Source organism: Myxococcus sp. CA056 (genome assembly GCF_013336715.1).
Lineage (GTDB): Bacteria > Myxococcota > Myxococcia > Myxococcales > Myxococcaceae > Myxococcus > Myxococcus llanfairpwllgwyngyllgogerychwyrndrobwllllantysiliogogogochensis.
In genome coordinates this window covers 101,865-116,042 of sequence record NZ_JABUMT010000020.1, presented here as the reverse complement: position 1 = coordinate 116,042, position 14,178 = coordinate 101,865, and the positions used below count along the sequence as shown (strand labels likewise).

The following is a 14,178-nucleotide window of genomic DNA, read 5'->3' as shown; positions in this document are numbered from 1 at the left end:
TCACCCGTGGGGGAGCTGAACATGAAGAAGACCGTGCTGACGTTGTGTCTTGCTGGAGGTGTCCTGGGCTGTGGCGAGCCGGAGGGAACGCTCGACGAAGGCGTCGCGCCGGAGGGCACCCAGTCCCAGGCCATCCTCGGCGATGTCGTGAGCTTCAATGGCGACCCGAACTCCGACCTGCTGTGGAGGAACCAGTCCACGGGCAACATGCGCACCTGGATCATGGCCGGCCCCTCCCTGGCCGCCACGGCGGTGATGCCCGCCGTGTCGCCGTCGCTCGTGGTTCAGGCCGCCTCCGATTTCGGCGGACCGACGTCGGACCCGGACCTCGTCTTCCACACGCCCGCGTCGGCCGGCACGGCCATCCGCTTCCTCAACAGCTCCTTCAGCGTGCTCGGCATGGCGCCCATCTCGGGCGTCCTCCCGTCGTCGAGCTGGTACGTCGCCGCGTCCGGAGACTTCAACATGGACGGGCAGACGGACCTGGTGCTGCACAACCGCTCCACGGGGCAGTTCTTCTACCAGTACATGTCCGGGCCCACGCCCATCGGCATCTCCACGCCGCTTCCTCGCGCGCTCCCCTGGTACATCGTGGGCGCGGCGGACTTCGACGGAGATGGGAGGACGGACCTGCTCTGGCGCCACCGCACCTCGGGCCAGAATGACATCTGGCGAATGAACAACACCGCCATCATCGGCTCCTTTCCCCTGCCCGTCATGTCCCTGGCCTTCTATGTCGGCGCCACCGCGGACTACACGCGCGATGGAATCCCAGACATCGCCTGGCACAACCCGAGCTCGGGGCAGGTCGTCATCTGGCGGATGGCGGGGATGAGCCTGGGCACGTCCATGACCGTGGGCAGCATGGGCTCGGGCTGCCCGCCGTGGTTCTCACAGGTCACCCCGCCCCCCTCGTCGGGAACCTGCATGTACCTCGTGGGTCCTCGCTAGCCCGGGCGTCGGCGCGCAGGGGCCTCGCTCGGACATCCCGCGCGAGGCGCCTCCACCAGTTGGACCCCACTCCGGGCCTCGTCGACGACGCCGGAGAGGTCATCGCTCCAGGGCGGGCCCCTCATGGGGGCCCAAGCCCGCGACCTACACCTCGGCGGCCGGCGCGACCTGCGGCTCGCGAGGCATGACGACCTGGAGCGCCAGGCTCAGCGCGACGACGAGCGCGCAGCCGATGACGTTGAACCAGAGGTAGCCGATGTCGCTGAGCATGAAGAGGCCAATCACCGTGGCCTGGGAGATGACGGCCGCGGTGAAGACCGCGTGTCCTCGCACGTGCTTGAGGAAGAAGGCGACCAGGAAGATGCCCAGCACCGTGCCGTAGAAGATGGAGCCCAGGATGTTCACCGCCTGGATGAGGTTGTCGAGCAGCGACGCGAAGCTCGCGAAGCCCACGGCCACCAGGCCCCAGAACACGGTGAACAGCTTGGAGGCGATGAGGACGTGCCGGTCCGACGCCTCCGGGCGGAACACGCGCCGGTAGAAGTCCACCGTCGTGGTGGCCCCCAGCGCGTTCAGCTCACTGGCGATGGAGCTCATGGCCGCTGACAGGATGACGGCGATGAGCAGCCCGAACAGCCCGCTGGGCAGCCAGCGCTTCACGAAGCTGATGAAGATGTAGTCGGAGTCCTTGGTCTCCGCGCCGGGCAGCGCGCGCGACACCAGGGCCTTGGCCTCCTTGCGAACCGCGCTGGCCTCGCCCGAGGAAGCGCGCAGGGCCTCCCGGACTCCCGCCTGCGTGGCGGCATCACCCGCGTCACCCGCCGCGAGGTAGCGCTCCACCTCCGCGCGCTTGCTGGACTGCACCTGCTCCCACTTCGCCTCCAGCGCCGCGTACTCCCCCGCCTGCGTCGTCGCGCGCATGCGCTCGCCCAGCGTGTCGTTGAAGAGCAGGGGCGGCGTGCTGAACTGGTAGAAGACGAAGACGAGGATGCCGACGAAGAGGATGAGGAACTGCATCGGCAGCTTGAGGACGCCGTTGAACAGCAGTCCCAGCCGGCTCTCGGAGATGGAGCGCCCCGTCAGGTAGCGGCCCACCTGCGACTGGTCCGTGCCGAAGTACGACAGCGCCAGGAAGAAGCCACCGGTGATGCCGGACCAGAAGTTGTAGCGGTCCTGGACGTTGAAGTCGAAGCTCACCACGTTCATCCGGCCGAACGCGCCCGCGACGTCCACGGCGTCGCCGAACGACACGTGCTTGGGCAGCCGCCAGAGGATGACCAGCGCGGCCACCACCATGCCGCCCATCATCACCACCATCTGCTGCTTCTGCGTCTGGCTGACGGCGCTGGAGCCGCCCGTCACCGTGTAGAGGATGACCAGCGCGCCCATCGCGACGACGGTGGGCTCCAGCGGCCAGCCGAGGATGGTGGAGAGGATGATGGCCGGGGCATAGATGGTGATGCCCGCTGCGAGGCCCCGCTGCACCAGGAACAGGAAGGCACCCAACAGGCGCGTCTTCAAGTCGAAGCGGGACTCCAGGTACTGGTACGCGGTGATGACGTTCAGCCGGTAGTAGATGGGAACGAAGACCGCGCTGATGAGAATCATCGCGAACGGCAGTCCGAAGTAGAACTGCACGAAGCGCATGCCGTCTTCGTACGCTTGGCCCGGAACGGAGAGGAAGGTGATGGCGCTGGCCTGCGTGGCCATCACCGCGAGGCCAATCGTGGGCCACTTCAGCTCGCGCGCACCGCGCAGGTAGTCCTCGGTGTTCTTCGCGCCCCGGGACTTCCACATCCCCCAGATGACGATGAACGCCGTCGTTCCGACGAGCACCACCCAATCAAGCAAGGTCACGAGTACACCCAGGTGAGCAGCGACGACAGCGCGAGGAACAGGACGAAGGCGCCGAACACCAGCAGATAGACATTGCGCCACGAGCCCAGGAGCGGCGGCGCGTCATCCAGCTCCGGCCTCTTCTCGGGCGGTGTCTGGGAGGGAGACGGATTCACGGGAGTGCTCATTGCGCGAGGACGTTCGCCAGGAGGCGGTAGGCGCCGGGGACTCCGGCGGGGAGCTGTCGGAAGAAGGCCAGGCCCGTGTAGACGAACACGCCCTTGCCGTGGCGAGTGACGAGCAGCGAGCCGCGCAGGGGCGCTTCACCCGCGTCGTTCAGCTCGAACACCGGGCGGTAGTGGTCATCCCACTTCGACGCGAAGTAGAGGCCGCGCTCCTGCACCCAGCCGTCGAAGTCCGCGGCCGTGAGCCGGTTGGGTGCGCGCAACAGCGGCTCGTCCTTGGACACGGGCGTCATCACCGCCGTCTCGTCCGTCACGCGCTCGCGGCCAATCTCCAGCGGGTACGGCCCGACGAAGGCGGCCAGCGGGCCCACGCGGCTGTTGGTGTTGTACTGCACCACCAGTCGTCCGCCCTGCTTCACGTAGTCGAGCAGCCGCTCACGGTGCACGGCGAGGCGGGGATTCGCGTTGAAGGCGCGCACACCGACGAGGATGGCGTCGAAGCGCTCCAGCTTCTCGGAAGCCAGCCGCTCCTCGGGGAGCACCGTCACCTCGTACCCCACCGCCGCCAGACTCTCCGCCACGCGGTCACCCGGCCCGGGGATGTAGCCCAGGCGCTTCACCTTCGTCGCGAGCGCGAAGGGAATCAGCGTCGCCTCGGAGGGCTGGCGGACCGCCAGGGGCGGCAGGTGCTCGTGGGCGACGTTGCGCACGCGCCATGACTCCGCGCGGCCTCCGCTGTCCACGACGACGCGCAGGCGCGCCTTCTCGGTGGCGCCCTTGGGCGGCGTCACCCGGAACTGGACCGTGCGCTCGTCACCGCGCGCGGCGAGCTGGAACGCGTGCTCCACCGGCTCCGAACGCCAGCCCTGCGGCAGCTCCAGGCGCACCTTGCCCGAGGCCTCCGCGCGCCCCGCGCCCAGCACCACGGAGACAGCCTGCGTCGCCCCGTTGGGGAACATCACCCGGTCGCGCTCCAGCGTCGCGGTGACGGCGGGCACCACCTCGAACGCGCGGTACAGCTCGCCGCGCACCGGGTCCGTCCACACGTGCACCACCGGCCGCGTCACGGTGATGCGCCTGCCGCCGACCTCGTACACGAACGTCACCGCCAGCGAGGGGCCGCCCTCGGGCAACCCCGTCAGCGCGCGGTCCGAGTCCTCGAGCGTGAAGAGTCCTCCAGAGATGGGCTTGCGCAGCCAGTACGGCGTGGTGATGGCCGCGTCCTCCGGCAGCGTCACCTTCTTCTCCAGCTTGAAGGGCGTGTGCTCCGCGAGCGCCGCATTCACGGGCACGCTCTCTCCGCCCGGCAGCGTTACGCTCACGAGTCGAAGCGCGGCGGGCGAGCGGTTCAGCGCGAACAGGTTCAGCGTCACCGGAGCGCCCGGCACACCGGCGGCCTCCGGAGCGCGTGCCTCCAGGAACAACCCCGCGCACGCGGCGATGAGCGCTTCCGTCTCGCGCAGCTTGAGCGCCTTCCACGGATGGTCATCAGGCAGCGCGGACAATGCCTCATGCACGCGCAAGAGCGCGGGCACGGTGCGGGAAGGAGCACGCGCATCGAAGCCCTTCACCGCGTCATCCACCGCGCGGGCCACCGCCTCCGTGCCCTTCCATCGGCGCCAGGACAGGTCCAGGCCCTCGAACACGTCCGCCTTCGGACGCGTGCCGTCGAGCGGCGTGAAGTACTCCAGCAGCGGACCGCGCTCAGCTGGGACACCGAAGCCCTGGCTCTTGTGCTGGCTGCGGCTCTCCGCGGAGATTTCTCCCCAGGAGCGACCGAGCAGCGCGTCGTACCCGCCCACGTCCACCTTGAGGTAGCCGGACATGTCCGCGTCTGGCTTGAGGCTCCACGTCGAGACGTTGTTCAGCAGCCGGTCCGCCTTCCACGGCTTCACCAGGTCCAGTTGCTCGGGGAAGCGCTTGGGGTCGGCGGCGGCGGTGAAGGCCTCGGCGGCGAGCAGCGCGGACGCGGTGTGGTGTCCGTGGTTGGGCGGCTTCGTGTTGAAGCGCGTGACGATGAGGTCCGGCTGGAAGCGACGGATGGCGAGCACCACGTCGGCCAGCACCGCGTCGTGTCCCCAGATGCGCAGCGCCTCGTCGGCGGACTTCGTGTAGCCGAAGTCCCTCGCGCGGGTGAAGTACTGCTCGGCGCCGTCCACGCGGCGCGCGGCCAGCAGCTCGTACGTGCGGATGAGTCCGAGCAGTTCGTCCTGCTCGGTGCCGATGAGGTTCTGTCCGCCGTCGCCACGCGTGAGCGACAGGTAGCCCGCGCGCAGTCCGCGTTCACCGACCAGCCAGGCGAGAAAGCGCGTGTTCTCGTCGTCAGGGTGGGCCGCGACGTAGAGCACGCTGCCCGTCACACCGAGCCGTCGGAGTCCCGCGGCGATTTCCCCCGCGTGGGGTTGCCGAGGTGCCTGGGCGAAGGCCGAAGTCCCAATTCCAAGACTCATGGCCAGCGTCATGCCAAAGAAGAGCAGGGTTCGCATCCGCGGCGGACCCTACAACAAGGTCTCCACCCACGCGCGCCTGACCTTCATCACCATGACGCGTCCAGCCACGGCCTCACCTCGCGTGCGCGTCACGGTCCTTCTCCGTGCCGGCAAGGGAATGACCTGTTATCACCGCGCACCGTGACGCCTTCCTTTCCCACCGCGTGGCTCAAGGGAGACCCACGCGCGCTCGCCTTCCTGCCCGACCGCTTCCGCCATCGCGCCGCGCGCGCGGAGGCCGCGGCCGCATCCGCCTTGCGCCCCATGTCGTCGGCCCTGCTCGACGTCGTGGTCGCCCAGAACGCACGCCTCGCGCCGAGCCCCGCGCGAGAGCGTCATCTGGAGGAGCTTGCCCGCCCTGGCACCATCGCCGTGGTGACGGGCCAGCAGATGGGGTTGTTCCTCGGCCCGCTCTTCACGCTCTACAAGGCCGCCGCCGCAATCACTGCCGCGCGCGCGCTTCGGGAAGAAACCGGGCGGCCCTGTGTTCCCGTCTTCTGGCTTCAAACCGAGGACCACGACCTGCCGGAAGTGGACCACTGCTTCGTCGCGAGCCCCCGGGGCTCCGCGAAGCGCGTGGCGTTGGAAGTGCCCGAGGCCGCCGCCTCGCGTGCGCCCGTCGCCCACCGCAAGCTCGGCGCGGGTGTCACCCAGGCCCTCGAGGCGCTGCGCGCAGAGCTGGGAGCAGAGCCCCAGGCCTCCGAGCACCTGGAGCTGCTCGCGCGCGCCTACCAGCCCGACGCGACGCTCGCGGAGGCGTTCACCCAGGTGCTCGCCGTCCTCTTCGCGGACGAGGGCCTGGTCTTCATCGACCCGAGGGACGCCCGCCTCGCGCCCTTCGCCGCGCCCATCCACCGGCTCGCGATTCAGGACGCCGCCGCCATCTCCACCGCGCTCTCGCGTCGCGTGGAGGCGCTGACGCAGGCGGGCTTCTCCGAGCAGGTCCACATCCGGCCCGGCTCGCCGCTCGGCTTCTACTCACCTGACGGCATCGAGGGCGCGCGCTACCGGCTGGACCCCGCGGGCGCTGACACCTGGAGCCTGGTGGGCCATCCGCGTGGCGCCACCGTGACGACGGGGGAGTTGATGGACTGGCTGGAGCGCGAGCCGCTGCGCTTCACCACCTCCGCGCTCTTGCGTCCGCTCCTCCAGGACACGTGGCTGCCCACGGCGGCCTATGTCGGTGGCCCCGGCGAGGTCTCCTACTTCGCGCAGCTCTCACCGCTCTACGAGCACGCGGGACGGCCCATGCCACTCGTGGTGCCGCGCGCCCGCTTCCGCGTGCTGGACGACCGAGCCCGCAGACTTCTCCACAAGTTGGGCCTCACGCCGGACGAGGTGGGCGAGCCCCGCGACGCACTGCTGACGAGGCTCGCCACACGCGACGCGGCGGAGCCCTACGAGCCCGCGGGCACGCTGGAGGCGCGGCTCTTCGGTGCCTTCGCCTCGGAGCTGGACCGACTGGGCGAGTCGATGCTCAAGCTCGACCCTCAGCTGCTCGACGCGCTCAAGCGCACGCGGGGCACCGTGCGCGCCGCCGTGTCCCGTCTCGCGGCCCGCTATGGTCGGGCGCTCGCGCTGCGCGACGAGGTCACCACCGAGCGCGTGGACCGGCTGCGCGCCATGCTCGTCCCGGACGGGGCTCCGCAGGAGCGCAGCCACGGCATGGCCTACTACGCCTGTCGCTTCGGCTCCCGGGCCTTCACCCGCCAGGTGCTCGACGCGTGTGTCCCCTTCTCCGGTGACCTGCGGGACCTGACGCCATGAGCACGAGCGGCGCGACGTATGGGCTGGAGGCCCTCGCCTTCGGTCCGCATCCCGATGACGTGGAGCTGTTCTGTGGCGGGTTGATGGCGAAGCTTTCGAGCCTGGGCCACCGCACCGGCATCATCGATTTGTCTCGCGGCGAGAAGAGCTCTCGCGGGACGCTGGAGAGCCGGGCCGCGGAGACAGAGGCCGCCTCGCGCGTGCTGGGCCTGTCCGTGCGGGAGAACCTGGGCCTTCCCGATGGCTGGCTCAGCCCGTGGGCTGGCTTCGAGGCCCCTGAGTCCGAGCGCATCCGCGAGTCCGCCGTGGCCCGCGTGGTGGAAGCGCTGCGCCGCCTGCGGCCGGAGCTGGTCATCGTCCCGTGGGAGGAGGAGCGCCACCCGGACCACGAGGCCGCCAGCGCGCTGGTGACTCGCGCGCTGTTCTTCGCCGGCGTGCGCAAGTTCGAGACCGAGCCGCCCGGCGCCCCGTTCACCCCTCGGCAGGTGCTCTACTACCCCCTGCGCCACCTGGCGGAGCCGAGCTTCGTCGTGGACGTGTCCGCCGTCTACGCGAGCAAGACGGCGGCCGTGCGCTGCTACGCGAGTCAGGTGGAACCCCGCCCTGACGCGCCCGCCACGCTGGTGGGCTCGCCGCTGTCTCTCTCCTCGCTGGAGGCGCGGGACAGGTTCTATGGCGCCCAGGTGGGTGTCGCCCACGGCGAGCCGTATGTCGTCCGGGAGACGTTGGGGCTCATCGACCCGGTGGAACACTTCCGCCGGAATAGCTTCGAGAAGCCCCTGTTCTTCCCTCACCGCCGATGAGTCCTCCCCTCTCCATCGCCATCACCTGCTTTTCGACCTTCGGGGGCAGCGGCATGGTCGCCACCGGCATCGGCCTGGGCATGGCCGAGCGAGGTCACCGCGTCCACTTCATCGCCCGGGAGCCGCCCGCGCGGCTGGACAGCCTGCCCCGGGGCGTGACGTTCCACGAGGTGACGGAGAGCGACTACCCCGCGCTCCAGCGCTCCGGCACGTACCCCATCGCGCTGGCCTCCAAGATGATTGAGGTGGCCAACACGGAGCGGCTGGACGTGCTGCATGTCCACTACGCGGTGCCGCACGCCACGGCGGCGTGGATGGCGCGCGAGGTGCTGGGAGAGCGGGCGCCGCGCATCGTCACCACCCTGCACGGGACGGACACCACGCTGGTGGGCGTGCACCCCAGCTACCTGCCGATGACGCGCTTCTCCATCCTGCGCAGCGACGCGGTGACGACGCCGTCCGCCTTCCTCCGCGACGCGACGTGGAGCGGCTTCGGGCTGCCGGAGAGCTTCCCCATCGAGGTCATCGCCAACTTCGTGGACACGGAGCGCTATGCCCCCTCGCGGGAGCGCGCGCACCTGCGAGCCCTCTTCCCGGACCTGGGCGAGCACGAGCCTGTCCTCATCCACGTCTCCAACTTCCGTCCCGTCAAGCGCATCACCGACGTGGTGGCCGTCTTCGCGGAGGTCCACCGCCAGTTGCCCTGTCGGTTGGTGATGGTGGGTGACGGACCGGAGCGCGCCCCGGCGGAGCGGATGCTGCGCGAGCTGGGCCTCGCCCATCGCGTGGCCTTCCCGGGCAAGCAGGACCGCTTCATGGAAGTGCTCGCCGCGTCCGACGTCTTCCTGCTCCCCAGCGAACAGGAGAGCTTCGGCCTCGCCGCGCTGGAGGCGCTCAGCTGCGGCGTCCCCGTGGTCGCGAGCGACGTTGGAGGAATTCCAGAAGTCGTCCGCCACGGCGACACGGGGTTCCTGGCTCCGCTAGGCGATGTGCGCGCCATGGCGGGCCACGTGCTCGGCCTGCTGCGTGACGCGGCGCGCTGGAAGGAGTTCTCCATCCGAGCGCGTGCCGACGTCGTCGAGCGCTTCAGGATGAAGCCGGCCATCGACCGGTATGAGGCGCTCTACCGCCGGCTCGTGAGCGGAGCCCCCCGACGCTGAAGGGGCCCCACTCGCGCCGGGACGACTACTTGTTCTTCCAGTCCGCCAGGGCCTTGGAGACCTGGTTCTTGTAGAAGAAGTTCGGGTCCTTCTCGCCCAGGTCCCACGAAATCTGGGCGGCCTTGCGGGCCTCGGCGAACTTGCCGCTGCGCGCGAGGATGTCCGCGCGAATCCACTGGTTGTACCAGTTGGAGTCGAGGGCCACGGACGCGTCCGCGAGCTTCAGCGCCGCGACGTAGTCCTTGGTCGAGTCCGCCACGTAGCGCGCCGCCTGGGCCTGCTCGCTCGCGCTCGTCTGCCCCGCCTTCTCGATGTTGGCCTTGGCCAGCGTGGCCGTGTCCACCTTGATGGGGACGGAGACGCGCAGCTTCTCCCACTCGAGGTCCAGCGAGGTGCTGTCCTCGGTGGTGTTGCTGAAGACGTACGTCAGCCGCTCACGGCTGGGAATGGCCGCGGTCGTCGCGGCGACGGTGGCCACGTCGTTGGCGGGCGAGTACTGCGCCGCCGAGGAGAACAGCCCCAGCTCCTTGTTCAGCATCACCTTCCAGCCCTTCTGCGAGGGCAGGGTGACGATGGAGTAGGTGCCGGCGGGGACGGCCTTGCCGCCGAACGTCACGTCGTGGCTGAAGGTGATTTTCGTGGCCGAGTTGGCACCCGAGCGCCAGGGCTTGTCCCAGGGAACGAGGTCACCCCAGACCTTCCGGCCCTTCACACCCGGGCTGGAATAGTCGATGGAAACCGAGGTGACACCCACGTCCTGCGCCACCTTGGCGGAGGGGCTGGGAGCGGGCAGCTCGAGTTGGGCGGAGGCGGGCGCGGCGACCAACACCACGAGCGCGGAGAGCAGACATCCGAGGGCAACGTTCTTCATCGTCCTCACATCATCCTTTCTGAACAGAACCTGAGGGGTGCGAAGGCGGGCGGAGTGTATAGACGAGCCCCCCGCTCACCAAACGATTCGGGCGAGCCACCAGACACTCCAGTGACCGAGGTATTCCCGTCGTACCCCGGGAAGACGAAGCTGCCGGGCGAGGATTCCGCATGAAGCTGACCCGGCTCACCGTCCACCACTTCCGGAGCGTGGCTCCCGGCACCGAGCTGACGCCCGGCCCGGCACTCAACCTGGTGCTCGGCGAGAATGGGACCGGGCGGACGACGCTGCTGGAGCTGGTCTCCATCGTCCTCGCCTCCGACTTCGCCAGCCTCATCCATGAGCGCTTCGCGTTGGAGTACGAGCTCGCCTTCCCCGGCATGAAGCTGCACGTCTACGCGCGCAACGACACGCGCGTGCCCGAGCGCACGGAGCCCACCGCGCGGCAGGGCGCGGGGCTGTTGCCCCTGCGTACGCCCACGACCGACTCCGGGCTCCAGCCACTCATCGAGGTGGAGCTACTCCTGTCCTCGCCCTCGGCGCGGCTGGTGATGCGCGCGGACGCGGAGGGCATCGACTGCAAGGTGGACGGCGTGGCCGCGTGGACGCGCACCATGCACTGGTCGCTCCTGGACCGCTCGGTGTGGACGCTGCTGTTCATGACGGCGCAGTACATCGACGCGGGCATGAAGGAGCGTCTCAAGGAGCTCTTGAGGCGGACCTTCCTGCTGGCGCCGCAGCGCTTCGATGAAGCGCTCGGGATGTTCGAGCGCCTGGGCACCATCCGCTACGCCATGGAGGCGCGCGACGGAGAGGTGTTTCCGCTGGGCCTGATGGCCCTGCCCGGCTGGATGCCCGGGTGGCTGAAGGAGCGCGTGGAGCAGGAGCCGCTCCTCGATGCCCTGGAGCTTCGCCACGACGCGCTGGAGCGCTCCTTCCTCTCGCGCTTCGTGAGCCTGGCGGGCCTGGAGTCGGGACGGCTGCGCGTGGAGGTGCTGGAGAAGCGCTCGTTCGACAACGGAGGGCGCGTGGGGTTCGGCGGCTTCGCGTTCCACTTCGTCCGACGCGACGGGCGCGAGCTGCCGCAGGCGGAGCTGGGCTTCGGCCAGAAGCGGCTGCTGTCGCTCTTGTACTACCTGGACGTCAACGAGGACTTCGCCATCCTGGACGAGCCCGCCAATGGCTTGCACCCGCGCTGGGTGGAGGCGGGCCTGCGCGAGCTGGGCGGACGGCAGGTCTTCCTCGCCACGCAGAGCCCGCTGCCGCTGGAGCATCCCGTGTTCGCCTCCGAGGAGGAGCTGCGCGCGGCGCTCATCCACTGCGCACCGGTGCTGCATGAGGGACACGAGCGCATGGGCTGGGCACACCCGACGCGGCAGCTCGCCGCGAAGCTCTTCGACGCCCACCGCAGCGGCGCGCGGCCCCTGGGGGCCCTGCTGAGGGAACACGCCGTGTGGTGAACGATGGGGTGCGGCGAATTGTCGCGGCCCACCCTCCGGCTTCCGGATGATTGTCTGGCGCAAGTGATGGGCCTGCCCTGTCGTGCTGCGGCAAATGGCCGCATCGGTGCGCTCGAAGCGGTCTGCTACGCCGAGGTGCTGGCGCAGTCATTCCTTACTGGAGGCCCCGCTTGAAGCCCTCTCTCAAGACGTTGCTCGCATTCTCGAGCCTGCTGGTCGGCACCGCCGCCCACGCCCACATCGCCGTCTCCGGCACCGGTCCCGCAATCGCTGGCACGTCCTACGAGGCGCAGTTCACCGTGGGGCACGGGTGCAGCGGCGCGGACACCTACCGCATCAAGGTCGCCATCCCCGCGGGCGTCACCTCCGTGCGGCCCCTGGACTCCACCTTCGGCAAGGCCGTGGTGGAGAAGGACGCGAACAACAACGTGACGTCCGTCACGTGGACGCGGGGCTCCACGGCCGAGGTGCTGCCCGCCGACACGCATGCGCACCGGCTGGTGCTGCGTGCCCGCCTGCCGGATGCACCCTTCACCACCGTGTACTTCCCCACCACGCAGACGTGCCGGGATGCCCAGGGCGCCGAGACGATTGTGGAGTGGGTGGGCACGTCGGGGGGGCATGACCACGGGGGTGACGCCGGCACCACGCCGCAGGCGGAGCCCGCGCCCGCGCTGTTCGTCTACCCCAAGCGCACGCCGGGCTGGAACAAGTACACCGTGGAGGAGCACGTTCACGACTTCGCGGTGTTCAGCGACGCGCAGATTGTCTGGGCAGGCAATCGCGCGTTCAGTCCCAACCCCGTGACGAAGGGCCTCATCGAGTCCGACACGGACACGGACGAACTGACGGAGATTCATCCGGGCACGGAAATCTGGGTCAAGTACTGAGGCGGGAGGACACACCATGACTCGCCATCTGCTTGCATTGGCTGCCGCGTGCGCGCTCTGCGCGTGCTCGGACAGCGGCTCGAAGACGCCCTCGGCCACCACGCCGGATTCAGGAGTGCTGCCCACGCAGGGCCTGACGCAACCCACGGGCCTGGAGCGGCCTCCCACGGGCCCGGGACTGCCCGCGGACCTCAAGCCCCCGGGCCGCTGAGCACGGACACCCTCGCCGGGCTCGCTCCGAAACGCGGGGCCGAGCCCGGACAGGTGACCCATCTCCCCGCGGCGGGTCTTCATCAATCCGCCGCGTGAACCAGCGCCTCCAGGTCGCGCTGAAGCGACTCCAGTCCGTCGGAGTCATCCACCACGCGGTAGTACCCACGAATGCGCCCGTCCGCGTCCACGAGGACGAAGTGCTCGCCGTGGAAGATGCTGAGGAAGTCGTCGTCACCCGCGTCCGCGTCCCGCCCCATCATCACGCGGAAGCCCTCCAGCACCGTGGCCTCCACGTCCTCCAGCGGCCCCGTCAGCAGGGACCAGTTGCTCGTGTCCAGATGACGTGTGTTCGCGTACGCGGCGAGCCGCTCCGGTGTGTCGTAGCGCGGGTCCACGCTGAACGAGACGAAGCGCACCGACGACAGCCCCGCCTCGCGCGCCTGACGCTGGAGGCGGGCCATCTTCGCCGTGAGCAGCGGACACACCGTGGGGCAGCGCGTGAAGATGAAGTCCGCGACGACGACCGCACCGCGCAGGTCCGCGTCGGAGAACGGGCGTCCCGTCTGGTCCGTCAGGCGAAAGGTCGGCAGGGCCCCGAACCCGGGCAGCCCCCGCGCCCGCAGTCGAGCGCGTGACTCGCGCAGCAACGGGAGCGCGAGCGCCGCGACGAGCGCCAGCACTCCCACGACGAGCAACCCCATCCAGCGACGACGGCGGTGTTCCAAGGCAGGCGCGGCCATGTCAGTACCTCCCCCGCTCGCCCACGCAGCCCACGCCAAGCACATGAGGGTGGTCCATGGGCAGCCCCGCGAGGGCCGGCACCGGGCCGCTCTCGGAGACCTGTCGCGCGTCCGCCACCAGCGCCTCCACCACACGCGGGGATTCCGTCAGGTCGTAGACGCCCCGAAGCCCACCTGCCTGGTCCACCAGCAACGTGGACCACCTCTGCGACGAGTCACCCTTCACGAGCGCGCCCGCGCTCAGCATCGCCAGCACCTCCGCCTCCCACGAGGTGTCCGCCGCCAGCACGTGCCAGGACGTCCGGTCGCTCCCGCCCGCTTCGCCTTCGACGCGCGCCAGTCCTTCGACCCGAGCGAAAGAAGGGCGTGCCACCACGACGAACCGGAAGGGAATGCGCTCGGCCTCCAGTCCGCGCTCCACCCGGGACAGCCGCGTCACGAGGTGCTGGTGGCTGGACGCGCGCTCCTCTGGGAGGAATTGAAGGACATAAGCCCGTCCCCGAAGCTGGCGTGTTCCAAACAGCGCTCCGTCCATGTCCCGAAGCTCGAACCGGGGAAGCTGTCCATGGAGGGGCACGGGGTTGGGAACCCACTCTGTGTCGGCGGGGAGCCAGGACTCCTCCGACAGCACCAGCCTCGCCACCGACAGCATGGCGACACAGAGCGAGAGCAACACGGCGAGACTCGAGACGCCCAGGCACCACCAGGCCCACGAACGCAGCCGGGTGGCACCTCGCGACGGACGCGAAGAGGAAGGACTCATGTCCACACCCTCGCGCAAACGGACCGCGAACACGCTGTGGCAACTTGCCG

The 14,178-nt window shown here is 69.6% G+C and carries 13 protein-coding genes; 7 read left to right on the top strand and 6 right to left on the bottom strand.

Features of this window, described 5'->3' with window-relative positions:
- The first annotated feature begins 21 nt into the window (after positions 1 to 21).
- Positions 22 to 951: a VCBS repeat-containing protein gene (locus HUA76_RS41375; protein ID WP_174464016.1), complete on the top strand. Its 930-nt coding sequence runs from the start codon at positions 22 to 24 to the stop codon at positions 949 to 951.
- Positions 952 to 1,095: 144 nt separating this feature from the next.
- Here HUA76_RS41375 and HUA76_RS41370 read toward each other — a convergent pair whose 3' ends face one another.
- From HUA76_RS41370 to HUA76_RS41360, 3 genes are read right to left on the bottom strand one after another with little or no spacing between them, the layout of a single operon-like run.
- On the bottom strand, positions 1,096 to 2,808 hold the full coding sequence (locus HUA76_RS41370) for a sodium:solute symporter (RefSeq protein ID WP_174464015.1): 1,713 nt from the start codon (positions 2,806 to 2,808) through the stop codon (positions 1,096 to 1,098).
- Entirely contained in the window at positions 2,805 to 2,975 is a 171-nt protein-coding gene (locus HUA76_RS41365) for a hypothetical protein (RefSeq protein ID WP_174464014.1), read from the bottom strand. Before HUA76_RS41365 ends, HUA76_RS41370 begins: the two co-directional genes overlap by 4 nt.
- Entirely contained in the window at positions 2,972 to 5,458 is a 2,487-nt protein-coding gene (locus tag HUA76_RS41360) for a PIG-L family deacetylase (protein WP_174464013.1), read from the bottom strand. The genes HUA76_RS41365 and HUA76_RS41360 overlap by 4 nt, the downstream gene beginning before the upstream one ends.
- Positions 5,459 to 5,602: 144 nt before the next feature.
- Between HUA76_RS41360 and bshC the strand changes: the two genes are divergently transcribed.
- From bshC to bshA, 3 genes are read left to right on the top strand one after another with little or no spacing between them, the layout of a single operon-like run.
- The gene (gene bshC, locus HUA76_RS41355; RefSeq protein WP_174464012.1) at positions 5,603 to 7,228 is read left to right on the top strand and encodes a bacillithiol biosynthesis cysteine-adding enzyme BshC; all 1,626 of its coding nucleotides are present in this window, start codon (positions 5,603 to 5,605) and stop codon (positions 7,226 to 7,228) included.
- The gene (bshB1, locus tag HUA76_RS41350) at positions 7,225 to 8,031 is read left to right on the top strand and encodes a bacillithiol biosynthesis deacetylase BshB1 (RefSeq protein WP_174457717.1); all 807 of its coding nucleotides are present in this window, start codon (positions 7,225 to 7,227) and stop codon (positions 8,029 to 8,031) included. The genes bshC and bshB1 overlap by 4 nt, the downstream gene beginning before the upstream one ends.
- Positions 8,028 to 9,191 carry an N-acetyl-alpha-D-glucosaminyl L-malate synthase BshA gene (bshA, locus tag HUA76_RS41345; RefSeq protein WP_174457718.1) on the top strand — a complete coding sequence of 388 codons (1,164 nt, stop codon included), beginning with the start codon at positions 8,028 to 8,030 and terminating at the stop codon, positions 9,189 to 9,191. Before bshB1 ends, bshA begins: the two co-directional genes overlap by 4 nt.
- Positions 9,192 to 9,216: 25 nt before the next feature.
- Here bshA and HUA76_RS41340 read toward each other — a convergent pair whose 3' ends face one another.
- Positions 9,217 to 10,062, bottom strand: a complete 846-nt coding sequence (locus HUA76_RS41340) for a DUF2911 domain-containing protein (protein WP_174457719.1) — start codon at positions 10,060 to 10,062, stop codon at positions 9,217 to 9,219.
- Positions 10,063 to 10,232: 170 nt separating this feature from the next.
- On the opposite strand from HUA76_RS41340, the gene HUA76_RS41335 reads away from it, so the two are divergent.
- The 3 genes from HUA76_RS41335 to HUA76_RS41325 all read left to right on the top strand — a co-directional run bounded on the left by HUA76_RS41335 (position 10,233) and on the right by HUA76_RS41325 (position 12,623).
- On the top strand, positions 10,233 to 11,522 hold the full coding sequence (locus HUA76_RS41335; RefSeq protein WP_174457720.1) for an AAA family ATPase: 1,290 nt from the start codon (positions 10,233 to 10,235) through the stop codon (positions 11,520 to 11,522).
- A 170-nt stretch (positions 11,523 to 11,692) separates the two neighbouring features.
- Complete coding sequence (locus HUA76_RS41330; RefSeq protein WP_174457721.1) at positions 11,693 to 12,412, top strand: DUF1775 domain-containing protein; 720 nt, start codon at positions 11,693 to 11,695, stop codon at positions 12,410 to 12,412.
- Between the two features lie 16 nt (positions 12,413 to 12,428).
- The gene (locus tag HUA76_RS41325) at positions 12,429 to 12,623 is read left to right on the top strand and encodes a hypothetical protein (protein WP_174464011.1); all 195 of its coding nucleotides are present in this window, start codon (positions 12,429 to 12,431) and stop codon (positions 12,621 to 12,623) included.
- A gap of 82 nt (positions 12,624 to 12,705) precedes the next feature.
- On the opposite strand, the gene HUA76_RS41320 is transcribed toward HUA76_RS41325, so the two are convergent.
- Positions 12,706 to 13,365, bottom strand: coding sequence for an SCO family protein (locus HUA76_RS41320; protein WP_174457722.1), 660 nt, complete (start codon positions 13,363 to 13,365; stop codon positions 12,706 to 12,708).
- 1 nt (position 13,366) lies between these two features.
- A complete protein-coding gene (locus HUA76_RS41315; RefSeq protein ID WP_174464010.1) occupies positions 13,367 to 14,128 on the bottom strand; it encodes a hypothetical protein in 762 nt (253 codons plus the stop codon).
- Positions 14,129 to 14,178: the final 50 nt, after the last annotated feature.